Annotated in this window: 19 protein-coding genes and 2 pseudogenes; 10 read left to right on the forward strand and 11 right to left on the reverse strand. The window is 72.8% G+C overall.

What is annotated here, in order from left to right:
• Positions 1-32 precede the first annotated feature (32 nt).
• Positions 33-716, reverse strand: a pseudogene (locus ACFYOY_RS30605) (NAD(P)H-dependent flavin oxidoreductase); the annotation flags it as partial.
• 3 nt (positions 717-719) lie between these two features.
• Between ACFYOY_RS30605 and ACFYOY_RS30610 the strand changes: the two are divergent.
• Positions 720-833 (forward strand): annotated as a pseudogene (locus ACFYOY_RS30610) (short-chain dehydrogenase); the annotation flags it as partial.
• Positions 834-1,213: 380 nt separating this feature from the next.
• Here the strand turns inward: ACFYOY_RS30610 and ACFYOY_RS30615 are convergent.
• Together ACFYOY_RS30615 and ACFYOY_RS30620 are read right to left on the reverse strand one after the other, a co-directional pair.
• Positions 1,214-2,206 carry a patatin-like phospholipase family protein gene (locus ACFYOY_RS30615; RefSeq protein WP_388590742.1) on the reverse strand — a complete coding sequence of 331 codons (993 nt, stop codon included), beginning with the start codon at positions 2,204-2,206 and terminating at the stop codon, positions 1,214-1,216.
• A gap of 67 nt (positions 2,207-2,273) precedes the next feature.
• Positions 2,274-3,365: a GDSL-type esterase/lipase family protein gene (locus tag ACFYOY_RS30620; protein WP_351893167.1), complete on the reverse strand. Its 1,092-nt coding sequence runs from the start codon at positions 3,363-3,365 to the stop codon at positions 2,274-2,276.
• A gap of 141 nt (positions 3,366-3,506) precedes the next feature.
• On the opposite strand from ACFYOY_RS30620, the gene ACFYOY_RS30625 reads away from it, so the two are divergent.
• Positions 3,507-4,733 (forward strand): NAD(P)/FAD-dependent oxidoreductase, encoded by a 1,227-nt coding sequence (locus ACFYOY_RS30625; protein ID WP_351893162.1) that lies wholly within the window; start codon positions 3,507-3,509, stop codon positions 4,731-4,733.
• Entirely contained in the window at positions 4,699-5,130 is a 432-nt protein-coding gene (locus ACFYOY_RS30630) for a hypothetical protein (RefSeq protein ID WP_351893157.1), read from the forward strand. The genes ACFYOY_RS30625 and ACFYOY_RS30630 overlap by 35 nt, the downstream gene beginning before the upstream one ends.
• On the opposite strand, the gene ACFYOY_RS30635 is transcribed toward ACFYOY_RS30630, so the two are convergent.
• The 5 genes from ACFYOY_RS30635 to egtA all read right to left on the reverse strand — a co-directional run bounded on the left by ACFYOY_RS30635 (position 5,120) and on the right by egtA (position 11,085).
• On the reverse strand, positions 5,120-6,358 hold the full coding sequence (locus ACFYOY_RS30635; RefSeq protein WP_388590745.1) for a transglycosylase family protein: 1,239 nt from the start codon (positions 6,356-6,358) through the stop codon (positions 5,120-5,122). The two genes, ACFYOY_RS30630 and ACFYOY_RS30635, sit on opposite strands and share 11 nt — an antisense overlap.
• Positions 6,359-6,786: 428 nt before the next feature.
• Positions 6,787-7,752: an L-histidine N(alpha)-methyltransferase gene (gene egtD / locus ACFYOY_RS30640; protein ID WP_351893145.1), complete on the reverse strand. Its 966-nt coding sequence runs from the start codon at positions 7,750-7,752 to the stop codon at positions 6,787-6,789.
• Positions 7,749-8,504: an ergothioneine biosynthesis protein EgtC gene (egtC, locus tag ACFYOY_RS30645; protein ID WP_351893140.1), complete on the reverse strand. Its 756-nt coding sequence runs from the start codon at positions 8,502-8,504 to the stop codon at positions 7,749-7,751. Before egtC ends, egtD begins: the two co-directional genes overlap by 4 nt.
• Positions 8,504-9,832 (reverse strand): ergothioneine biosynthesis protein EgtB, encoded by a 1,329-nt coding sequence (egtB, locus tag ACFYOY_RS30650; RefSeq protein ID WP_388590748.1) that lies wholly within the window; start codon positions 9,830-9,832, stop codon positions 8,504-8,506. The genes egtC and egtB overlap by 1 nt, the downstream gene beginning before the upstream one ends.
• Positions 9,829-11,085, reverse strand: coding sequence for an ergothioneine biosynthesis glutamate--cysteine ligase EgtA (gene egtA / locus ACFYOY_RS30655; protein ID WP_351893130.1), 1,257 nt, complete (start codon positions 11,083-11,085; stop codon positions 9,829-9,831). Before egtA ends, egtB begins: the two co-directional genes overlap by 4 nt.
• 248 nt (positions 11,086-11,333) lie before the next feature.
• Here egtA and ACFYOY_RS30660 point away from each other — a divergent pair, with 248 nt between their 5' ends.
• The 5 genes from ACFYOY_RS30660 (at position 11,334) to ACFYOY_RS30680 (ending at position 16,676) form a co-directional block, all read left to right on the forward strand.
• Positions 11,334-12,338 carry an NADPH:quinone oxidoreductase family protein gene (locus ACFYOY_RS30660; RefSeq protein WP_388590750.1) on the forward strand — a complete coding sequence of 335 codons (1,005 nt, stop codon included), beginning with the start codon at positions 11,334-11,336 and terminating at the stop codon, positions 12,336-12,338.
• The gene (locus ACFYOY_RS30665; protein WP_351893119.1) at positions 12,335-13,540 is read left to right on the forward strand and encodes an acyl-CoA dehydrogenase family protein; all 1,206 of its coding nucleotides are present in this window, start codon (positions 12,335-12,337) and stop codon (positions 13,538-13,540) included. Before ACFYOY_RS30660 ends, ACFYOY_RS30665 begins: the two co-directional genes overlap by 4 nt.
• Positions 13,537-14,676, forward strand: coding sequence for an acyl-CoA dehydrogenase family protein (locus ACFYOY_RS30670; protein ID WP_351893112.1), 1,140 nt, complete (start codon positions 13,537-13,539; stop codon positions 14,674-14,676). Before ACFYOY_RS30665 ends, ACFYOY_RS30670 begins: the two co-directional genes overlap by 4 nt.
• A gap of 126 nt (positions 14,677-14,802) precedes the next feature.
• Positions 14,803-16,320: a GMC family oxidoreductase N-terminal domain-containing protein gene (locus ACFYOY_RS30675; protein WP_351893106.1), complete on the forward strand. Its 1,518-nt coding sequence runs from the start codon at positions 14,803-14,805 to the stop codon at positions 16,318-16,320.
• A 161-nt stretch (positions 16,321-16,481) separates the two neighbouring features.
• Positions 16,482-16,676, forward strand: a complete 195-nt coding sequence (locus tag ACFYOY_RS30680; RefSeq protein WP_020866016.1) for a hypothetical protein — start codon at positions 16,482-16,484, stop codon at positions 16,674-16,676.
• Between the two features lie 36 nt (positions 16,677-16,712).
• On the opposite strand, the gene ACFYOY_RS30685 is transcribed toward ACFYOY_RS30680, so the two are convergent.
• Both ACFYOY_RS30685 and ACFYOY_RS30690 read right to left on the reverse strand, forming a co-directional pair.
• Positions 16,713-18,101 (reverse strand): family 2B encapsulin nanocompartment shell protein, encoded by a 1,389-nt coding sequence (locus tag ACFYOY_RS30685; RefSeq protein WP_351893095.1) that lies wholly within the window; start codon positions 18,099-18,101, stop codon positions 16,713-16,715.
• A gap of 71 nt (positions 18,102-18,172) precedes the next feature.
• On the reverse strand, positions 18,173-19,585 hold the full coding sequence (locus ACFYOY_RS30690) for a family 2B encapsulin nanocompartment shell protein (protein WP_351893088.1): 1,413 nt from the start codon (positions 19,583-19,585) through the stop codon (positions 18,173-18,175).
• Positions 19,586-19,983: 398 nt separating this feature from the next.
• Here ACFYOY_RS30690 and ACFYOY_RS30695 point away from each other — a divergent pair, with 398 nt between their 5' ends.
• Positions 19,984-20,886 (forward strand): phosphatidylinositol-specific phospholipase C/glycerophosphodiester phosphodiesterase family protein, encoded by a 903-nt coding sequence (locus tag ACFYOY_RS30695; RefSeq protein WP_388590754.1) that lies wholly within the window; start codon positions 19,984-19,986, stop codon positions 20,884-20,886.
• Positions 20,887-20,952: 66 nt separating this feature from the next.
• Positions 20,953-21,441 (forward strand): GNAT family N-acetyltransferase, encoded by a 489-nt coding sequence (locus ACFYOY_RS30700; RefSeq protein ID WP_351893075.1) that lies wholly within the window; start codon positions 20,953-20,955, stop codon positions 21,439-21,441.
• On the opposite strand, the gene ACFYOY_RS30705 is transcribed toward ACFYOY_RS30700, so the two are convergent.
• Complete coding sequence (locus ACFYOY_RS30705) at positions 21,422-22,720, reverse strand: ROK family transcriptional regulator (RefSeq protein WP_351893509.1); 1,299 nt, start codon at positions 22,718-22,720, stop codon at positions 21,422-21,424. The genes ACFYOY_RS30700 and ACFYOY_RS30705 overlap by 20 nt on opposite strands.
• Positions 22,721-22,762 lie beyond the last annotated feature (42 nt).

Genomic DNA, 22,762 nt, shown 5'->3' on the forward strand with positions numbered 1-22,762 from the left:
CTCCCACTACCCGTGTCATGGTCTGGCCGCTTTCACCCCACTGTACGACCGCCGGTCAGCCGGTCCAGGGCCGTGGCGGCCTCGGTCATGATCCCGTCCACCAGATCCGCGCAGCAGGGCAGATCCTCGATCACCCCGGCCACCTGCCCGGAGGCCATCACCCCCGTGTCGGTGCGGCCGTCCACCATCGACGCCTTGAGCAGCATCGCGGTGGTGGCGGCCGGCAGGACCTGGCTCCCGATGAGGTCCTTGCCGTGCCGCAGGGCCGGCCCGTCGCGCACCATCCGCGGTCGGCTCAGCCCGGCCGGCCGCCGGAAGTCGGCGGCGTGGCGCACGGCGCGCAGCAGCGCGGCGGTGCGGCCGGAGCGCTCCAGGGAGTCGACCAGTTCGCTGCGGAGCATCCGGTGCGGGAGCCCGTCCACCGCCGTGGTGACGGTGACACTGGTGACCGCCGCCGACAGACAGCGCGCCTTCACGGCGTCCGGGACCGTGCTGTCGGAGGTGAGCAGGAAACGGGTGCCCATCGCGATCCCCGCCGCCCCGTGGGCGAGCGCGGCCGCCGGCCCCCGTCCGTCGTGGAAGCCGTCCGCGGCCACGACCGGGATGTCCACCGCGTCCACGACCTGGGGGAGCAGCACGGTGGTGGCCGCCTGTCCGGTGTGGCCGCCGCCCTCGGTGCCCTGCACCACGACCGCGTCCGCGCTCCAGCCCGCGACCGGTCGCATCTGCACTACGGGGACGCGGAGGGCATCGCGGCCGTCGGCCGGACCGTGCCGCCGTTCGGGCGGTTGGCCGAGCCCGTCGAGGCAGGTACCGCCTGTGCGTTCCTCGCCCCGCCGACGTCAACCAGCCGGCCCCCGGCACCGGCCGACCCACGGGCGGACTGAGATGAGCGGACTCTGCGACGGGCGCGTCACCGTCGTCACCGGAGCGGGCCGCGGCCTCGGACGCGCGCAGGCGCTCGCCTTCGCCGCCTAGGGCGCGAAGGTCGTCGTCAACGACCTCGGCGTGGCCCCGGACGGCACCGGGGCGTCGGGGGCCCGGCCCGGGAAGTCGTCGACCGACCCCGAGGTGCACGGCTCCCCTCTACACGGCTACGACCTCGAGGGCCGCGATATGACGCGGTTCAGCCCCTCCTACGACGGGACCGCCGGAGCCATGATCTCGACCGTGGACGATCTGGCCCGGTTCGAGCGGGCGCCCGCCACCCTCCTCAGGAGCGGGCCGCCGGGGCGAACTGGGCCGTGATGGCCCGGCGGCCCGCCTCGAGAGCCTCCTCCAGCAGAGCGCTGTCCGTTTCCAGGCGGCTGATGGACGGTGCCGCGGCATCGGGGCGGACGGACAGCACGGCGGGGTCCGTGGGCGCTTCGGCGGCATCGGTGTCGTAGGCGGCCAGCAGCCGGTCGTCGTCGGCCAGCCGGGCGGGCCGGTTCAGGAAGGCGGCGCGGAACTGAGGGGTGTACTGGCGGAAGGCGACCGCGGCGACGAGCCGGGAGCCCACCGACGGGGTGGCGCGGAGCGCGGGGGCCTCGGCCGGCGGCCTGCTGCGGAGGACGAGGACATGGGTCGCGCCGTCCCGCAGCGCCTGGCGGAACGGGATCGACTCGGCCAGACCGGCGTCGTAGAACCGGCGCCCGCCGAGGGTGACGGGGCCTCCCGCCAGCACCGGCAGCGCGGCGCTCGCCCGCAGTGCCAGGCGGAGGGCGACCTCGTCCGTCAACTCCGCGTGCAGATCAGCCGGTTGGCCGGTTTCGAGATCCGTGGCCAGCGGATGCAGTGAGATGGGCGCGGCGAGCACCGAGGCGTAGTCGAGCGGGAATTGACGGATGTAGACCTCTTCGATCAGGGTCTCGATATCGACCATGGGGCGCCCGCGCAGCAGATTGCGCTTCCGGATGAGCGCACCGGCGAAACGGGGGTCTGCCCAGCCGCGCAGGCCCTCCGGCCGCGAACTGACCAGCCAGGCCGCCGAGATGGCCCCCGCCGAGGCCCCGTACACCGCGTCGAACGCGTTCAGCAGCCCCAACTCGTGCACGGCCAGCGCCATACCGGCCGACAGCGTGCCGCGCATCCCGCCGCCCTCGATCGCCAGCACCACCCGGTATCCGTCCGCACGTGCCCCGGGCCGGCTGCCGGTCTCCTTCCGGTCGGCGAGCACCTTCATCAGCCGGTGGCGGTCGAGGCCGCGCTGGGACTGCTCCGTCACTTCTCTTCTCCTTGGGGGCGATGCGGCCGCGGCCGAACGGGCCGCTCTTGTATCGCCGTCGTAGCCGCTACTGCGCCGCGGTCATCAGTATCGGCACACAGCGGGCGCGGTGCAGAAGGGTGGTGAATCGCGAGGCGAGGACCGGATGGCCGGCGGCCGCGGGATGCAGGCGGTCCGAGCCCCCGGGCTCCAGCATCAGCCGCGTACAGGCCGGGCCGAACACATCGGGGCCGTGGAGGTAGTGCAGCCGCGTGTCGCCGTGGTCGCGCAGCAGCGTCACGGCCCGGCGTATGTGTGCCCGGCACTCACGCATCGTCATCCCCGAAGGACCCGGCACCTCCTCCCGCTCGGGTGCGGTGATCGTGGACAGCACGGCGAACGGGGTCGTGGGGTGGCCCTCGCGCACGGTGCGCACGAAGCCGACGAGCGCCGAGACCAGCGCATCGGGGTTATGGCTGCCGAGCGCCTGGACGTTGACCCCGACGCAGAGGGTGAGGAGATCGGCCGGCAGATCCCGCATCAGCCGCGCGGTCATGGGCTCCAGACAGCTGGCCGCGCCCAGGGCCAGCGAGGTGAGGTCCCACCCGGCCCGCCGGGCCACCAGGGCGGTCCAGGTCCGGCTGGGGGATGCGGCGCCGCGCCCCTGCGAGATGGAGCTGCCGCAGTGGACCCAGCGCGGCTGCCGCCCGGGGGCCTCGCCCTCCAGGGCCGCGCCCGCCTCCACGGACACTCCGCGCAACCGGAACTGATGGTAGAAGGGCAGCCACAGCTCGACCGTCGCCATCCGCCCGGGCAGGGCGTCGCACCGGAACTCCGCGTCCCCGCCGTGGGTCTCCAGCTCCACCGTGGCGACCCGTCGCCCGTCGCACAGCACATCGAGGCGGGCGCGCTCCTCGGGCCCGTTCAGCCTGGGCGCGGGGTCGGCCTGGTAGCGGCAGACGAGCGAGGCGCTGTCGGTGCGCAGTGTCACCCGCACCCCGGACGGCATCGCGGCCCGGCCCAGCCCGCCCTCGGGGAGATACAGCGCCGCCTCCTCGCGCGGCAGCCGCCAGGGGGCGGTCCACCCGGGGCCGCGCTGCAGCGACACGGCGCCCCGGTAGCGCAGTCGGGGATCGTCGTGACGGATGTCGAGCTGGGCGCGGACGGGGCGGGTCTGCATGAGCGCGAGTCTGGCACCCCCCTACGACACCCCTTCTGCGACACCTCCCTGTGGGCCCGGCCCACCCTGCGTTCTTCGCATACCATGCCGAATCCGGGCATACGAGCCCTATTGTGTGACGGACGGCAGGAGGAACACCAGATGGCCGAGGCAGACGCCGTCATCGTCGGGTCCGGTGTCAACGGCCTCGTCGCCGCGGCGGAGCTGGCCCTGGCCGGATGGTCCGTCGTCCTGGTGGAACGCGAGCCGAACATCGGCGGGTTCATCGCCACCGAGGAGCGCACCCTGCCCGGCTATCTCCACGACACCTACTCCTCATGGCATCCGCTGTTCGTCTCCGGCCCGGCGTACGCGCGCCTCGGGGAGCTGTTGCGCCGCCATGGGCTGGAGTACCGCAACACCGATGAGTGGGTCACCGCCAGCGTGGCCGACGACGGCCGGGTCACCCTGGCCCACCGCGATCCGCGGCACACCACCGAGGGTTTCGCGCACGACGAGGACAGGGCCGCGTATGTGGCCGGGGTCGGCCGGCTGGGCGACAACATGGAGGCGATCGGCGGCCTGATGAGCAGCGAGCTCCGCTCGCCCGCCCTCCTCCGCCACGCGGCCACGCTGCTCCGCGGCGGCGGGCGGCACGGCGCGGAGCGATGGGTGCGCTCGGTGGCCACCAGCGGTCGCGGCTACACGCGCACGGAGTTCCGCGGGGACGAGGTGGACCATCTCTTCGCCCCGTGGCTGCTGCATGCGGGGCTGTCGCCGGACCATGCTTCGGGCGGGTTCCTGATGCCGCTGCTCGCCGCGTCCCTGCATGGATTCGGGCTGCCGGTGGTGGCCGGGGGCGCGAGCCGGTTCCTCGATGCCTTCCGATCGCTGCTGACGACGACGGGCGTCCGGGTGGAAGCCGGCACCCGGGTCGACCGCATCCTTGTCGAGCGGGGCCGCGCCGTAGGAGTGGCGGCCGGTGGCCGGGTCATCCGTGCCCGCGGCGCGGTCCTCGCCTCGGTGACCCCCACCGCCCTGTGCGGCACCCTCCTGCCGGAGGGTGCGGTCAAGCCCGAACTGCGGGACGAGGCGCGGCGATTTTGGTATGGCCGCGCGGCGATGCAGATCCACGTCGCGCTGTCCCAACCGCTCGGGTGGCGCGACACACGCCTGAACACGATCCCGCTGGTGCATCTCTCCGACGGTTTCGGGCAGCACCGGTATCGCCTGCGCCGAGGCCGAGGCGGGCCTGCTGCCCCGGCGGCCCACGGTGGTCGTCGGGCAGCAGTACCTCCTGGACCCCGGCCGGGTGCCGCCCGGGGCCGCCGCGCTGTGGCTGCAGTTGCAGGAGGTGCCGTTCACCCCGCGCGGAGACTCGGCCGGTGACCTGGACACCGCTCAGGGCTGGACCCCGGAGTTGGCCCAGGGCTATGCCGACCGGGTCCTGGACCGGATCGCCCGGCACACCCCGGATCTGCCCGGCAAGGTCCTCGCCGTCGTTGTCATCGCGCCCCCGCGGCTCGCCCTCCGGAACCCCAACGCGGTCGACGGCGACCCTTATGGCGGTTCCGTCGAACTCGACCAGAGCTTTCTGTGGCGCCCGCTGCCCTCCTCCGGACGGCATGCGACCGATATCCGCGGGCTCTGGCACATCGGCGCGTCCACTCACCCGGGGCCGGGACTGGGCGGTGTCTCCGGGCACATGGCCGCCACCACGCTCACCACAGGGGCCCGGTTCGCCCGCCTGCCCCGGCTCTCACCCGGGCGCCGGATCAGAGGCTGACGCCGTGTGACCGCAGATAGGCGAGCGGATTGACGTCCGAGCCGTAACCGGGGCCGGTGCGGATCTCGAAGTGGAGATGCGGTCCGGTGGCGTTGCCCGTCGAGCCGGAACGGCCGATCTGCTGGCCGCCATTGACGCTCTGCCCGGCCCGCACCGACAGCTGCGACAGATGGGCGTACTGGCTGTACTTGCCGTCCGGATGCCGGATGACCACCTGATAGCCGTACGCGTCGCCCCAGCCCGCCGAGACCACATGACCCGTGCCCACGGCCTTCACCGAGGTGCCGATGCCGACAGGGAAGTCCACGCCCGTGTGATAGCCGCTCGACCAGCTGGAGCCGGCCGCTCGGTAGGCGGTGCTCGGGTTGACGCCGCTGACCGGGGCGGTGAAGCCCGAGGAGGCGACACGCTTGGTGTTCTGCTCCCGGCTGGTGTGGGGCTTCTCGGCCTTCGGCTGCGGCGCGGGCTTCGCCTTGGGCTTCGGCTTGGGCTTGGGCTTCGCCTCGTGGTGGGGCTCGGCTTCCGCCTTGGGCTTGGCGGTGGCCTTACCGCCCTTCAGGGACAGCTTCTGACCGGGGTAGATCAGATCCGGATCGCCGCCGATCGCCTCGCGGTTGCTCTCGTAGAGCGCCTCCCAGCCGCCGGTGACATCGTGGGAGTCGGCGATACCGGACAGCGAGTCGCCGCTGACGACCACATAGCGGCCGGACTTCGTGGAGTTGTGCCCCGGGAGGCTGGTGGGGGTGGGCTTGCTCGCCGCCGCCTGCTGGGCCTTCTCGGGTCGCTGTGCCTTCTTGGCCGGGGCGGCGGACGTCTTGACGACCTTCGGCGCGCTCTGCGGCGCCGCCTCGCCCCGCGTCAGCCCGGCCTTCCCCGAGCACACCGGCCAGGCGCCGGGACCCTGGCCGTCGAGCACCTTCTCCGCGATCGCGATCTGCTGGTCCTTGGTGGCCAGATCGGCCCGTCCCGCGTAGGCCGTGCCGCCGTACGCCTCCCATGTGCTCTGCGTGAACTGCAGCCCGCCGTAGAAGCCGTTGCCGGTGTTGATGTCCCAGTTGTCGGTGGACTCGCACTGGGCGACCTTGTCCCAGGTCTCGCCCGAGGCCGCGGACGCGCCCGCGGCGCCGATGAGCGGAAGGGCGATTCCGGCGCCGCCCGCCGTGACGCTCAGTGAGGCACGGGAGATGCGGTTGGGCTTATAACGGCGGTGGCGTCCCCGTAAGGGCATGGACGGCTCCTTCTCGTGCTGCCGGGTGCGGCGCGCTGCCGGGCGGGCCAAAGATAAGGGGGCCGATTTGGCCGCAACAAGAGGGGGATCGCCTGGAAAGAGAGCCGCAGTGCGCTGTGCTGCGACCCTCTTCCGCCTATGTGATGTGCATCACACTATTTCGGCCGGTGGTTCGAGCGGAACGGAGGGTGACGGGCTGTCCCGGCTACCAGGCGAACGACACGGCGGAGGGCTCGGACGAGGCGAACAGCTCGTCCACGGCCCGGACTTCGATCCGCGTCGCCGCCTCGCCGCCGTTGCGTGCCAGGGCGGGCACGCAGAAGCCGGTCCCGCAGGCTCCCCCGGGGAAGCGGCGGCCCCCACCCGCGAACGAGCCGCCGCCCGGGGCCGAGGCCCCGGGCGGCGGAGTGCGGTGATCTGCCGAACGGTCAGCGGCGGACGGCCAGCGACACCGCGAAGCGGCCCTGGGCGTCGGTCCACCAGCGCCGCGAGTCCATCCCCGCGGCGGCCAGTTCGGCCCGCACCTTCTCCTCCCGGAACTTGCTGGAGACCTCCGTACGGACCTCCTCCCCGGCCCCGAAATGGACCGCGAGATCCATGGCGGGGATCTTCGCCGTGAGGTCCTTACGGGCCCTCAGCCGCATCTCGATCCACTCCTCCTCGGCGTTCCACACCGCCACGTGGTCGAAATCGGACGGGTCGAAGTCGGCGCCCAGTTCGCGGTTGAGCACCGCCAGCACGTTCTTGTTGAACGCCGCGGTGACCCCCTGAGCGTCGTCGTAGGCGGAGACCAACGTGGCCTCGTCCTTGACCAGGTCGGTGCCGACCAGCAGCGCGTCGCCGGGCGCGAGCAGTTCGCTCACCGAGGCGAAGAACGCGGCCCGCTCGGCCGGCAGCAGATTGCCGATCGTGCCCCCGAGGAAGGCCAGCAGCCTCGGACCCGGGGTGTCGTCGGGCAGCGCGAGCCCGTTCATGAAGTCGGCGACCAGCGCGTGCACCGTAAGCCGTGGATGCTCGGCCAGCAGAGCCTCCCCGGCCAGTTCCAGTGCGCTCTCGCTCACGTCGACGGGGACGTAGACGCGCAGATCCGGCAGTGCCCGGATCAGGTGGCGGGTCTTCTCGGAGGAGCCGGAGCCCAGTTCGACCAGGGTGCGGGCCCCGGTGGCGTCGGCGATCTCCGCCGAGCGGGCGATGAGGATCTCCCGCTCGGCGCGGGTCGGGTAGTACTCCGGCAGCCGGGTGATCTCTTCGAAGAGCGCGCTTCCCCGGGCGTCGTAGAACCACTTGGGCGGAAGCTGTTTGGGGGTGCTGGTCAGCCCGTCGGCCACATCGGCGCGCAGCGCGGCCGCGGTGGCATCGGCGGGCAGGGTGCGGGTGACGGTGAAGGGGCTCAACGGGAAGCCTCCTTAAGGGCGGTGAGCAGTACATCGGTGCGGGTGGCGGTGAGCAGGGTGCGGTCGGGGACCTCCGTCCAGCCGGGATCCTGGTCGTACGGCTCGGAGGCCACCACCACGCCCCGGTCCGGTTCGGCCAGGTACCACAGGGTGTCGCCCCAGGCGGTGGCGGCAATGGTCTCCCCGTCCATGAGCAGCAGGTTGAGCCGTGAGTGGGGGGACGCTCCGGCGAGTTGCTCGACGGCCTCGGCCAGCGCCTCCGGCGGCTCGTGGCCCAGCCGCAGCCGGTGCAGCACCAGCGCCCAGGCGAACGCCGAGTCGCACCGCGCCTCCAGGCCGAGCAGATCCACGGGCGGCAGGGAGGCGGCGAGGTCCGCGACCGCGTGCGGCCAGTCGCGGATCGCCCCGTTGTGGCTGAACAGCCAGGTCCCGGCGGCGAACGGTGAGGCGCCCGCCTCACCGTCCGCACTCGCCTCGGTGGCGTCCCTCACGGCGGCCATCAGCGCCCCGGTCCGCACCACGCGGGCGAGGTCGGCGAACGACAGATCGCCCCAGATGGGCCCGGCGCGGCGGTAGCGCGCGGGCACCGGGTCGCCCGACGCGTACCAGCCGACGCCGAATCCGTCGGCGTTGACCGTGCCGTGGGCCTGCCGCCGCGGCGCCCACGACTGCCGGAACAGGCTGTGCTCGGGCGCCATGACCACCTCGCCGATGGGGGTCCGCGGCCCGAGATACGCCAGATGCCTGCACATCAGGACGCGTCCCGCGCGGTGCGGAAACCCGAGAAGATCTGGCGGCGGACCGGCAGGTCCCAGTTGCGGAACGTGCCCCGGCAGACGACCTCGTCCACCGCGAAGGAACCGCCGCGCAGCACCTTGTGCGCCGGGCCGAAGAAGACTTCCGAATACTCGCGGTACGGGAAGGCGCGGAACCCCGGGTAGGGCAGGAAGTCGCTCGAGGTCCACTCCCACACATCGCCGATCAGCTGCCGCACCCCCAGCGGGGAGGCGCCCTTCGGATAGCTTCCGGCCGGTGCCGGGCGCAGATGGCGCTGGCCGAGGTTGGCCTGGTCGGGGGCCGGGTCGGCGTCGCCCCACGGATAGCGCCGGGACCGGCCGCTGTCCGCGTCGTGGCGGGCGGCCTTCTCCCACTCCTCCTCGGTCGGCAGCCGTCGCCCCGCCCAGCGTGCGTAGGCGTCCGCCTCGTACCAGCTCACATGCACCACCGGCTCCTGGGGCGGCACCGGCTCGGTCACCCCGAACCGGCGGCGCAGCCACTGCCCGCCCTCGCGCCGCCAGAACAGCGGGGCAACGAGGCCGTGTTCCTGGATGTACGCCCAGCCCTCGGCCGTCCACCAGCGCCGCTCGGTGTAGCCGCCCTCGGCTATGAACCGCTCGTAGGCGCCGTTGGTCACCGGTGTGGTGTCGATGTGGAACGCCGGGACCAGCCGGTGGTGCGCGGGCCGCTCGTTGTCCAGGGCCCAGGGCTCGGTCGAGGTGCCCATCGTGAACGGGCCGCCCGGGACCAGCACCTCTTCGGGCAGCGCCGCGCCGTCCGCCGTGTCGGGCGGCGGCGGGGCGGTGAGCGCGGCGGGTCCGCGGCGCAGCTGGTGGGTGATGAGCATCGTCTCGTCGTGCTGCTGCTCATGCTGCGCGATCATGCCGAAGGCGAAGCCCGCGTCGACCAGCGGGGCGCCGCGCAGTTCGATCCGCTCCAGGATGTCCAGCACCCGGCCGCGCACCTCATGGACGTAGCCGCGGGCCTCGGCGGGCGCCAGCAGCGGCAGGGAGGGCCGCTCGGCGCGCGGATGCTCGAAGGCGTCGTAGATCGAGTCGATCTCGGGGCGCAGCGCGTCACGTCCGCCGACCGCGCGCAGCAGCCACTGCTCCTCCTGGTTGCCGATATGCGCCAGATCCCAGACCAGCGGGGACATCAAAGGGGAGTGCTGGGCGGTGAGGTCGGGCTCGTCCACGCATGTGGTGAGGGCGTGGGTACGGTCGCGCGCGGTGCGCAGTGCCAGCTCGGCGCGCCGGCGCAGCGCCTCGGGATCGATGGTGAGGTCGGAGTCGGGGGCGGTCATGGCCGTCCCTCCTTACCGGTGAGATGAGCGAGCAGATCGTCGGCGGGACATCGGCCGCGGGCCACATAGCGGTCGGTGAAGGCGGCGACGGCGGCGATGATGGCGGGGGAGGCACCGATGCGGGGCAGCGCGTCCAGCGCCGTGGCGAAGCAGCTGACGGCGGCGGCGCGCAGCTCGGGGTCGGCCAGACCGTGGCGCGCCGCGGCCCGCCACAGCCGATTGCCCGGCGCGGGGCGTGCGCCCGCCGTCTCGGCGAGCGGCTTCACCACCCGGTAAACCGTTTCAGCAGCCTGCGGATCGTCGAAGAGGGCGACCGTGACGGCCAGGGGGACGATCCAGCCGTCCTCACCGCTCTGCGCGTCGATCATGCGCAGTTCCAGATGGCCGCGCGGGCGGACGGGGGGAAAGAGCGTGGAGGCGTGGAAGTCGAGATCGTCGAGGGTGGGCGGCCGGGGCAGCCCCGTCCGGGCCCACTGGCGGAAGGTCACCCCGGACGGCACCGCCCAGGGCGCCTGCTCGTCCCGGATGGCCATCACGGGCGCGTCCAGCACGTAGTGGGCCCAGGCCGTGCGGGGATCCACGCCGTCGGGCGGGGCGTGGGTGCGGCCGGGCTCCATCGCCGTCCACACCGCCTGCCGGGTGGAGCGGTAGCCCGTGGGGCGGCCCTGGCGCAGGGGCGAGTTGGCGAACGCGGCGATGAGCACCGCGCCCAGCAGATGGGCGAGCCGCCAGCGCCGTGCCATGCCGAGCGGTCCGGGCTCCTCGTGTCCGGCGTCCACACAGACCTGCACGGAGGCGGTGCTGCACATCATGGAGCGTCCGGCCGGCCCCCGGCGGTCGAAATAGGTCTCCATGCACTCGTACCGGGGCGTGGTGAGGAACCGTCTCGGCGGGCGCCAGGGGTCGTGGCCATGGCCGGCCAGGCCGAGGCCGAGCCCGGAGAGAAGGGATCGTACGAGGACCAGATCGGCGGCGGCGGACTCCACACACGCGGTGAGGGAGTCGGCCGGCAGGGAGCTGAGCTCCACCTGGCCGCCGGGTTCGAAGGTGATGGCGGACCGCAGCGGCAGTCCGCGCAGGGCGGTCACCGCGGCTTCGAGCCGGGCCGCCTCGATGGGTCGTGCGGGGATGTGCGGGTCGTACAGGAGCCATTCGAGCTCGACTCCGATGCGGCGCGGCGGCCCTGTCTTGAAGCAGATGCCGTGCAGCCGGGCCTCCATCTCGGCCTCGCTGATCGCCTTGTCGTCGGGCACTGTCTCTCTCCCGTCCCGTTCCGGCAACGGCTCGCCGTGAAACGAGCCGATATGTCGCCGTCCACCTTTACCTGCCGACGCACCGGGCTCAAGGGTGCCTCCAGACTTGCACAAGAGTTCATCCGCCGCCGGACGGGCAGGGCAGGATGGCTGACGGCGGCGACGGTTCCCCTCGTCGTACCGACTGGTTAGTATGTGCGCCCGGCGCGGGTACCGCGTCCCGACGATCCGTTTGTGGAGGCCACCGGATGCAGGCATGGCGAGTGCACGACAATGGCGAGCCGGGTGAGGTCATGCGCCTCGACGATGTGCCCGATCCCCAGGCGGGGCCGGGACAGCTGCTGCTGCGGGTCCGGGCCGTCAACGTCAACTTCCCCGACGCCCTGCTGTGCCGCGGCCAGTACCAGGTGCGGCCGCCCCTGCCGTTCACCCCCGGCGTCGAGGTGTGCGGCGAGGTCGTGGCCGTCGGCGAGGGCGCCGAGGGCAAGGTGGGCTCCCGCGTCCTGGCCACGCCCACGCTCCCCGCGGGCGGCTTCGCCGAGCTGGTGCCCGTGGCGGCGGCGGCCGCGCTGCCCGCGCCCGACGCCCTGGACGACGCCGAGGCCGCGGCGCTGCACATCGGCTACCAGACCGGCTGGTTCGGCCTGCACCGCAGGGCCCGCCTCCAGTCCGGCGAGACGCTCCTGGTGCACGCCGCCGCGGGCGGGGTCGGCAGCGCCGCCGTCCAGCTCGGCAAGGCGGCCGGGGCGACGGTGATCGGGGTCGTCGGCGGCGACGACAAGGCCCGGGTCGCCCGCGAGCTCGGCTGCGACCTCGTCCTCGACCGGCGCACCGATGACATCGTGGCCGCCGTCAAGGAGGCCACCGGCGGACGCGGCGCCGACGTCGTCTACGACCCGGTCGGCGGCGATGCCTTCGTCAAGTCCGTCAAATGCGTCGCCTTCGAGGGCCGCATCGTGGTCGTCGGCTTCGCCAGCGGCGTCGTCCCCCAGGCCGCCCTCAACCACGCCCTGGTCAAGAACTACGCCATCCTCGGCCTCCACTGGGGCCTGTACAACACCCACGACCCGGCCGCGGTCCGCGCCTGCCACGAGGAGCTGACCAAGCTCGCCGCACAGGGCACCGTCAAGCCGCTGGTCAGCGAGCGCGTACCGCTGGAGGGCGCGGCCGACGCCGTGCAGCGCGTCGCCGACGGTGTGACCACCGGCCGTGTGGTGGTCGTCCCCGGGCAGTCCGCCGGAGGCGCCCGATGAGCACCGCCGGGCAGCACCCCGCCGTGGACGCCGACGAGCTGCGCCGCCGCGTCCGCGACCTCCTGGACGCCCATCCGCCCGCCACCACCGACCCCCTGGACTTCCTGCGCGCCCGCTTCGACGCCGGACTCGCCTGGGTGCACTACCCGGCCGGACTCGGCGGCCTGGACGCCCCGCGCTCCCTGCAGGCCGTCGTCGACGCCGAGTTGGCGGCCGCCGGCGCACCCGACAACGACCCCCGCCGCATCGGCATCGGTCTGGGCATGGCCGCCCCCACCATCCTCGGCTTCGGCACCGACGAGCAGCGGCAGCGGCTGCTGCGTCCGCTGTGGACCGGTGAGGAGGTGTGGTGCCAGCTGTTCAGCGAGCCCGGCGCCGGATCCGACCTCGCGGCCCTGGCCACCCGGGCGGTGCGCGACGGCGACGACTGGGTGGTCGACGGACAGAAGGTCTGGACCTCCAGCGCCCATATCGCCCGCTGGGCCATCCTCATCGCCCGCACCGACCCCGACCAGCCCAAACACCGCGGCATCAGCTACTTCATCTGCGATATGACCGACCCCGGGGTCGAGGTCCGGCCCCTGCGCCAGATCACCGGCGAGGCGGAGTTCAACGAGGTCTTCCTCACCGGCGTCCGGATCCCCGACAGCCGGCGGCTCGGCGAGATCGGCGAGGGCTGGCGCGTCGCCCAGACCACCCTGATGAACGAGCGGGTCGCCATCGGCGGCGGCCGCGTCCCCCGCGAGGGCGGCATGATCGGCCTGGTCGCCGACACCTGGCGCGAGCGGCCCGAACTGCGCACCCACGACCTCCACCAGCGGCTGCTGCGGCTGTGGATGGAATCCGAGGCGGCCCGGCTCGCGGGCGAACGGCTGCGCCAGCAGCTCGCGGTCGGCCAGCCCGGCCCCGAGGGCTCGGCCATGAAACTCGCCTTCGCCCGCCTCAACCAGCACATCAGCGCGCTGGAGGTCGAGCTGCTGGGAGAGGAGGGGCTGCGCTACGACGACTGGACGCTGCGCCGCCCCGAACTCGTGGACTTCACCGGACGCGAGGCCGGCTACCGCTATCTGCGCGCCAAGGGCAACTCCATCGAGGGCGGCACCTCGGAGGTGCTGCTCAACATCATCGCCGAACGCGTCCTGGGCCTGCCGCCCGAGCCGCGGACCGACAAGGACGTCCCGTGGAAGGACCTGCCCCGATGAGCACCCCGGACCTGCTCTACTCCGAGGCGGAGAACGATCTGCGGGCGGCCGTACGCTCGCTGCTCACCGACCGCTGCCCGCCGGCCACGGTGCTCTCCGAGGCCGAGAGCGGCCGGGCCCACGACGTCGCGCTGTGGGGCGCGCTCGGCGCCGAGATGGGCACCGCCGGGCTGCTGGTGCCCGACAAGCTCGGCGGCCAGGGCGCCACCGCGCGCGAGGCGGCCGTCGTCATGGAGGAGCTCGGCCGCGCCGTCGCCCCCGTGCCCTACCTCACCAGCGCCGTCCTCGCCGCCGGTGCCCTGCTCGGCTGCGACACCGACCAGGAGCCCGTGGCCCGGCTGCTCGGCGCGCTCGCCGAGGGCCGCACGGTCGGCGCCCTCGCGGTGCCGCTGTCCACCATGGCCGGTATGCCCGGCCCGCCCGCCGCGACCGTACGGGCCGACGGCGACGGCACTCTCAGCGGCCAGGTCTCCGGGGTCGCTGGCGCGGCGGGCGCCGATGTCCTCCTCGTCCCCGCCACCGGCGCGGACGGATACGGGCTGTACGCCGTGGAGACCGCCGAGACCAGCGTCACCGTCGAACCCCTCACCTCGTTCGACCTCACCCGCCCGCTCTCCGCGGTGACCCTCACCGGCGCCCCGGCCCGCCGGCTCGCCGGGCCCGACCGGGCCCCGGCGGCCATCGGGCGGGCGCTGCTGACCGGGGCCGGGCTGCTCGCCTCCGAGCAGCTGGGCGTGGCCGAATGGTGTCTGACCGAGACCGTCCGCCACACCAAGGAGCGCCATCAGTTCGGCCGTCCCATCGGCTCGTTCCAGGCGCTCAAGCACCGGATGGCCGCGCTGTGGCTGGAACTGGTCTCGGCGCGCGCCACCGCCCGGTACGCGGCCGACGCACTGGCCACGGACAGCCCGGACACACCGGTCGCGGTGGCCGTGGCCCAGGCGCACTGCGCCGAGGTGGCGGTGCGCGCGGCCGAGGAGTGCGTCCAACTGCACGGTGGTATCGGCATGACCTGGGAGCACCCGGCGCATCTGTATCTCAAGCGGGCCAAGAGCGATGAGATCGCGCTGGGCACCCCCGGCCGCCACCGGCAGGCGCTCGCCGGGCTGGTCGATCTGGCGGCCCCCACCGGCTGACCGGCCGGATCCGGCGAACCCGCCCCCGTTCCGCGATCACGCCACTAGAGTGCCGCACAGCTGTTCGGCGCTCTGGTGGCGAACGGCCGTGCGGCACGTCGGGCGAGGCCGGAACAGGGGCACATGATGAGCGACTTCGACTACATCGTGGTGGGCGCGGGCTCGGCCGGCGCGGTGGTCGCGGCCCGGTTGACGGAAATCCCGGACACGCGGGTGCTGCTGCTGGAGGCCGGGAAGGACGACGCGGCCGAGCAGATCCACGACCCCACCGCGTGGTTCACCCTCATCGGCGGTGAGCACGACTGGGGCTACACCACCGTGCCGCAGCCGGGCCTGGCCGGGCATCCGCAGGCCGCCGCGCGCGGCAAGGTGCTCGGCGGCTCCAGCAGCATCAATGTGATGACCTATGTCCGCGGCCACCTCGGCACCTTCGACGCGTGGGCGGCTGACGGCTGTACCGGCTGGGACGCCGCGTCGGTGCTGGAGATCTTCCGCGCCCTCGAGCACACCGAGGGCCGTGACCCCCGCTTCCGCGGCGCCGGCGGTCCGCTGCGGCTCAGCCGGGCCGACGCGCCCAACCTGCTGTCCGCCGCCTTCCTCGACGCCGCCAAGGAACTCGGCCATCCCTTCAACGACGACTTCAACGGGGCGGAGAGCGACGGCGCCGGACGCCATGAGTGGACGATCCACGAGGGGCGCCGCCAGAGCACGGCGGTCGCCTATCTCGATCCGGCGATGGACCGCCCCCACCTCACCGTCCGCACCGAGGCCCACGCACACCGGCTGCTCTTCGAGGGCACCCGCTGTGTCGGCGTCGAATACGCCGGCTCCGGCGGTGTGGCACGCCGGGTGCGCGCGGCGCGGGAGGTCATCGTGTGCGCCGGTTCGATCGACTCGCCCAAGCTGCTGATGCTCTCCGGGATCGGCCCGGCCGGCCATCTGCGCGAGGTGGGCGTCCCGGTGCTGGTGGACGCCCCGGAGGTGGGGGCCAATCTGCAGGACCACCCCCTGGTCGGGCTGGTCCACGAGGCGGGCACCCCGCTGCCGCCGCCCCCCTTGACCACCGCCGAGGCGGCCCTGTTCACCCGGACCGACCCCGGGCTGCCCCGCCCCGACCTCGAGGTGTTCCTCTTTCATATCCCCTTCCACCCGAGGCTGCTGCCGTTCCCGCGGAACACCTTCACCCTGACGGCCGCCGCGATGCAGCCCCACAGCCGGGGCACGGTCCGGCTCTCCGGCACGGACCCCGAGGACCGGCCGCTGATCGACCCCGGCTATCTCAGCGACGCAAGGGACCTCGCCACCCTGCTCCAGGGAGTCGAACTGGCCCGGTCGCTGGCCGCCACCGACGCGTTCGGTGCGTGGCAGCCGCGTGAACTGCTGCCCGGTCCCGGTGTGAGCGACCGGGACGGCCTGGCCGACTTCGTCCGCGAGAACGCCGGCACCTACTTCCACCACGTCGGCACCTGCCGGATGGGCGGGGACGAGGAATCGGTGGTGGACCCCCGGCTGCGCGTCCGGGGTGTCGAGGGGCTGCGGATCGCCGACGGATCGATCATGCCGTCGATCGTCTCGGCCAACACCAACGCGGCCTGCGTCATGATCGGCGAGATGGCCGCCGAGCTGATCCGCGCCAATGCCTGAGAGGGCTCGCCACGCCCGCTCAGCACCGCGGGGCGATCGCCGGGGAGTAACCGCACAGCAGATCGGCACCCGTATGGAGCACCAGCCGACGGCGGTGCAGGGGCGATTCTGGGCCACACTGACGGCCGGATTCCGATGCTCCGTGGCCGAGGAGGCTCCCCATGGCCATTTCCATCTCCGTGGTCCTGCTGCTTCTGATCCTGACGGTGGTCTTCCTCCGCAGCGGCGGATTGCGCATCTCGCATGCGCTGGTCTGTGTGACGCTGGGCTTCTACCTGGCGAGCAGCAGCGTGGCGCCCACCATCTCCGAGGGGCTCGCCGCCACCGCGGACGTGGTCAGCAGCGTCCGTCCCTGACCCACGCCCGCGGCGACCGGCCACTCCCGGCCGGGCTCAGCGGCCGATCTCGACGTCCTCCAGTACACCGACCGCATCGGGCACCAGAATCGCCGCCGAGTAGTAGGCGGAGACCAGATAGGACGTCACGGCCTGCTCGCTGATGCCCATGAACCGGACGTTCAGACTGGGCTCGTACTCATCCGGGATACCGGTCTGATGCAGACCGATGACCCCCTGGCTCTCCTCCCCGGTGCGCATCGCCAGGATGGAGCTGGTGCCGGACTCGCTGATCGGGATCTTGTTGCAGGGCAGCAGCGGGACCCCGCGCCACGCCCGCACCGCTACCCCGGCCACCTCGATGCCCTGCGGATACAGACCACGGTCGCTGCACTCACGCCCGAAGGCGGCGATGGTGCGCGGATGCGCCAGCAGATACTGGGTCTTGCGGCGCCGTGCCAGCAGCTCGTCGAGGTCGTCGGGGGTGGGTGGTCCGCTGCGGGTGTGGATGCGCTGGGAGAGGTCGGCGTTGTGCAGCAGCCCGAATTCGCGGTTGTTGACGAGCTCGTGTTCCTGGCGTTCGCGCAGGGCCTCGATGGTGAGGCGGAGCTGCTGTTCGACCTGGTTCATGGGTTCGTTGTAGAGGTCGGCGACGCGGGTGTGGACGCGGAGCACGGTCTGGGCCACGCTCAGCTCGTACTCGCGCGGCGCCAGCTCGTAGTCCACGAACGTGCCCGGCAGGACCGGCTCGCCCGCGTGGCCGGACGCGATGGCGATATCGGCCTCACCGCGCCGGTTCTGAGCGGGCGTGGACCGCTCGGAAAGCCCCTGGAGATGGTCGCGCAGCGCATCGGAGCGGTCGGCGGCCTCCTGGACGACGCGGCGCGGGAGGGTGAGCACCGTGGTCCGGGTGACGGCCCGGACGGTGAACTCCCAGGGGTGCTCCGGACCGGTCAGCACCGCGTCGCCGAAGTACTCCCCGTCGGCCAGCACCGCCAGCGTGGTGCCCTCGTCATACGCGCCGGGGGCGACCTGGCGGACCTTGCCGTGGGCGATCAGGAACACCTGGTCGGCCGGGCGGCCCGCCTCCACCAGCACATCCCCGGGCGCGTACTCGCGCTGGACGCACCCGTCGGCCAGCGATTCCAGTACGGCGGTGTCGCCGAAGCCGCGCAGCGTCGGCAGCTCGCCCAGCTCCGGCGGGATGACCCGCACCTGCGATCCGGTGCTGATGAACTCCACCCGACCGTCTCCGACCGTGTACGTCAGTCGGCGGTTCACCCGGTACGTACCGGCCGACACCTGGACCCAGGGGAGGACGCGCAGCAGCCACCGGGAGGAGATGGCCTGCATCTGCGGAACGGACTTGGTGGTGGTCGCCAGATTCCGTGCGGCGGCCGTGCCCAGACTCAGCGGCTGCTCACCGGACTCCACGGAAGTGGTCATAAGTGCTCATCACCCATTTCGGTAGATCTTCGGGAAGGTATGCGAAGGCCACGGGCCCGGTCGGGCGGGCGTCAGAGCCCGATTTCCACGTTCTCCAGAATTCCGAGCGCGTCGGGGACGAGCACGGCCGCGGAATAGTAGGCGCTGACGAGATACGAGATGATGGCCTGCTCGCTGATTCCCATGAACCGCACCGAGAGGCTCGGCTGGTATTCGTCGGGAATTCCGGTGCGGTGCAGTCCGATGACCCCCTGGTTCTCCTCCCCGGTGCGCAGGACGAGAATCGAGGTCACCCCGCTCCGGGACACCGGAATCTTGTTGCACGGGAAGATGGGCACACCTCGCCAGGCCGGCATCGCATGGCCGTTCACCTCCGTGGGCTGCGGGGAGATGCCACGGCTGTTGAACTCCCGGCCGATCGCCGCGATGGCGCGCGGATGCGCCAGGATCAGCCCCGGGTCCTTCCAGACGGTGGCCAGCAGCGCGTCGAGGTCGTCGGGGGTGGGTGGTCCGCTGCGGGTGTGGATGCGCTGGGAGAGGTCGGCGTTGTGCAGCAGGCCGATCTCGGGGTTGTTGACGAGCTCGTGTTCCTGGCGTTCGCGCAGGGCTTCGATGGTGAGGCGGAGCTGCTGCTCGACCTGGTTCATGGGCTCGTTGTAGAGGTCGGCGACGCGGGTGTGGACGCGGAGCACGGTCTGGGCCACGCTCAGCTCGTACTCGCGCGGTGTCAGTTCGTACTCCGCGAACGTGCCCGGCAGGACCGGCTCGCCCGCATGCCCCGAGGCCAGCGCGATGGCCGCCTCCCCGTGCTCGTTCCGCTCGGCCTCCGGCGCCGAGCGGACCCCGTCCACATGCGCCCGCAGCTGGGGTGAACGGTCCAGCTGCTCCTCGAACTCCTGCCGGGGCAGGGCCAGCACGGTGCAGGAGGTCACGGCCTTCACGGTGATGCTCCAGGTGCCCGCCTCGGCGGCGGTCAGCTCCGGCTCCCCGATGTGGTCGCCGCCGGCGGCCGAGCCGACCACCGCGGGTTCGTCGAATGCGCCCTCGGTCAATTTGTCGACCTTGCCATGGGCGATGAGGAGGAGCTCATCGGCCGGGCGACCGGCCTCGACCAGCACATCGCCCGGCGCGAATTCCCGCTGGGTGAAGCGGTCCGCCAGGGCCCCGAGCACTGAGGCGTCCTCGAAACCGCGCAGCAGCGGCAGCTCGCGCAGCTCGACCGGGATGACCCGCACCTCGGACCCGGTGGTGGTGAACTCCACCCGGCCGTCGCCGAGCGTATGGGACGCCCGGCGGTTCACACGATAGGAACCGCCCGGAACCTGCACCCACGGCAGCATCCGCAGCAGCCACCGGGAGCTGAGGCCCTGCATTTGCGGAACGGATTTGGTCGTCGTCGCCAGATTCCGCGCGGCCGCCGTGCCGAGACTCAACTGCGGCTGCGAATTTTCGGTACCGGAACCCGGTTCAACGGACGTCGTCATCGTGAATGCTCACCCATCCCTGTACGGACCTTGAGGAAATTCCGCTCGAGCAACTGCCAAGCTATCAGCGGACTTTGGGTGGTGCATTCACTCAAAAGAGTGCCTGGGTGATGGTTATGTCGGCGGCCGCGGACGGGTAAACACTCCGAATGCGCGCCGCAGGCCGATGGCCTTCGCGACCCCGCCCGCTCACCCGGCGCCCGCGTACCCGTCACGCGCCCCCCCGGGCGGGCACCGCGGCCATCGCCCCGGCACCCCGGGAACGGTGAGGAAATGGCCGGGGACCACCCGTGGAACTCTTCGCGCAGCACTGCCCTTTGGGCGCACGGCCGTCCGATACTCACTGGCGTCCATCCTGCGTATCCGGCACCGCGCCGGGACGAGAGCCGGGAGGCCCCATGGTCCGCCGTACACGCCGTGCCTTTGTCGTTACCCTCGGAGCCGCCCTGGCGGGCGGCGCGGCCGCGCCCGCGTTCGCGAGCTCGGCCGGCTCGTTCGGCACCACGTCCGTCTCGAGGGGCTCGAAGGACCTCTCGAAGGGCAAGCGGCCGCTGGCCAGAGCCCATGCCCACAACGACTACGAGCACCCGCGTCCGCTCCTCGACGCGCTCTCCCACGGCTTCGGCAGCGTCGAGGCCGACATCTGGCTGGTCGACGGTCAGTTGCTGGTCGCGCACGACGCCACCGACCTCGACCCCACCCGCACCCTGGAGTCGCTCTACCTCGACCCGCTGGCCCGGCGGGTGAGGGCCAACGGCGGCCGGGTCTACCGCGGCTACGACCTGTCGCTGCAGTTGCTGATCGACCTCAAGACCGCCGGGGAGGCCACCTACCTGGAGCTGGCCAAGCGGCTGCGCCACTACGGCCCCTTGTTCAGCGCCGCCTACGGCGGGGTGGACGGCCGGGTGCGCCGCGGCGCGGTGACCGCCGTCATCTCCGGCGACCGCGGCGCACGGGCCCCCATGGAGGCCGAGAAGGTGCGCCACGCCTTCTACGACGGACGTCTGGAGGATCTCGGCTCGGGCGTGCCCGCCTCCTTCATCCCGCTCATCAGTGCCGACTGGACCAAGACCTTCACCTGGACGGGAGCCGGTCCGATGCCGCGGGCGGAGCGCGAGACGCTGCACCGCCTCGTCGCCTCCGCACGCGCCGTCCGGCAGACCGTGCGCTTCTGGGCCACCCCGGACGTGGCCGGGCCGGAGCGCGACGCCCTGTGGCGTGAGCTCCTGGCCGCCGATGTGGACTACCTCAACACCGACGACCTGGCGGGGCTGGAGGCGTTCCTGCGCGCGGCCCGCTGACGCCTCGCGGGCGGCGGCCGGGGAAACCCCTCGCGCGCCGTCGCCCGCACCGCCATGCTGGCCAGCATGCTCATCAGGACCGCCACCGCCGAGGACTGGCCCGCCATCTGGGCCTTCCTGCGCCGCATCGTCGCCGCGGGAGAGACCTACACCTACCCTCGCGACCTGGACGAGGACCGGGCCCGCGACATCTGGATGCCGAAGCCCCCGAGCCGTACCGTCGTCGCCACCGACCCCGACGGAACGGTCCTGGGCTCGGCCAAGATGAACCCCAACCACATGGGACCCGGCGCGCATATCGCGGGGGCCAGTTTCATGGTCGCGCCCGAGCAGGGTGGGCGCGGTGTGGGCCGGGCCCTGGGGGAGCATGTCCTGGAGTGGGCGCGCGCCGAAGGCTACAAGGCAATGCAGTTCAACGCGGTGGTGGAGAGCAACACCCGGGCGGTGGCGCTGTGGCGCTCACTGGGCTTCGAGGTCATCGGCACCGTCCCCGAGGCGTTCGCCCACCCCACGAAGGGCTATGTGGGGCTGCACATCATGCATCGCTTCCTCTGACCCCGCCCGGCTCACCGGCTCCGGCCGGGTCCCTGAACCCCGCCGGATCGTCGAGGACCGCCTGCACCACCGAGTTGGCCGCGCCCAGCAGCGGACCGTCCGGGCCGAGCCGGGAGACGGTCACCGCCCCGCTGCCCGGACGGGCCGGGTCGGTGAGCCGCCGTCCCAACTCCCGCTCCAGGGCGGGCAGCAGCCAGGGCGCCAGCGGCGTCAGCGCGCCGCCGAGCACCACCTTCTCCGGGTCCAGGAGGTTCACCGCGCCCGCGAGGGCGATCCCGAGCGCCGAGCCCGCACCGCGCAGCGCCCGCCGCACCCGCTGGTCGCCGCTCGCCGCCCTTACGGCCAGCACGGTGATACGGCCGCCGGGTCCCGGGTGCTGGGCCGCGGCCTCCTCGGGGGACAGGCCGCTCGCCCGCAGCACCGCCTCCTCGCCCGCGTACTGTTCCAGACAGCCGCGGCCGCCGCAGGCGCACTCGGGACCCTCGGGACGCACCGGTACATGACCCAGCTCACCCGCGAAACCGTGGGTGCCGCGCAGCAGTTGTCCCTCCAGCACGACCGCGGCGCCGATGCCGATCTCGGCCGAGACGTGGATGAAGTCCCGGGGCGCAGGGTCGTGGCCGCCCCGCCACAGCTCGGCGAGCGCGCTCAGATTCGCCTCGTTGTCGACGGTGACCGGCAGACCGGGCAGCGCCGTGCGCAGCTCGGGGCCGATGTCCACCCCCTCCCAGCCCAGGTTGGGCGCGCGGACGACCAGCGAGGCGTCCCGCGCCACCAGACCGGGCACCGCCACCGCGAGCCCCACCGGGCGCAGCCCGCCCAGCTCCGCCTCCGCCGCGACCTGCCGGACCAGGGAGGAGAGCTGGGCGAGCACCGGGGCCGGTGAACGGTCACGGTTCGCCGACGCTATTTCGGTGCGGGCCCGCACCCGCCCGGCGAGGTCCACCGCGCACACCGCGAGATGGTCCACCCCGATCTCCGCGCCCAGTCCGGCCGGACCGCGCTCATTGAGCTGCAGGGCGCTGCCGGGGCGGCCGACCGTACCGGGCCGGGAGGGGCCCAGCTCGACCAGCAGCCCGTCCCGGATCAGCTCGTCGACGAGCGTGGAGACGGCGGCCCGGGTGAGCCCCACACGGGCCGCCACCGACGCACGGGACAGCGGGCCGTGGGCGGCCACGGCGTGCAGCACGAGGGAGAGATTGCGCCGGCGCATCGCCTGCTGGGTGTTGGGCAGTGGCGCTGCCACCTGAATCTGTCTCCTCTCGCCCGATCCGCTCATTGTGCCGGGCCGGTACGACACCGGGTCGCCCGGCAGCCGCCG

Origin of the sequence: Streptomyces sp. NPDC007875, from assembly GCF_042868035.1 — a bacterium.
GTDB lineage: Bacteria > Actinomycetota > Actinomycetes > Streptomycetales > Streptomycetaceae > Streptomyces > Streptomyces antimycoticus.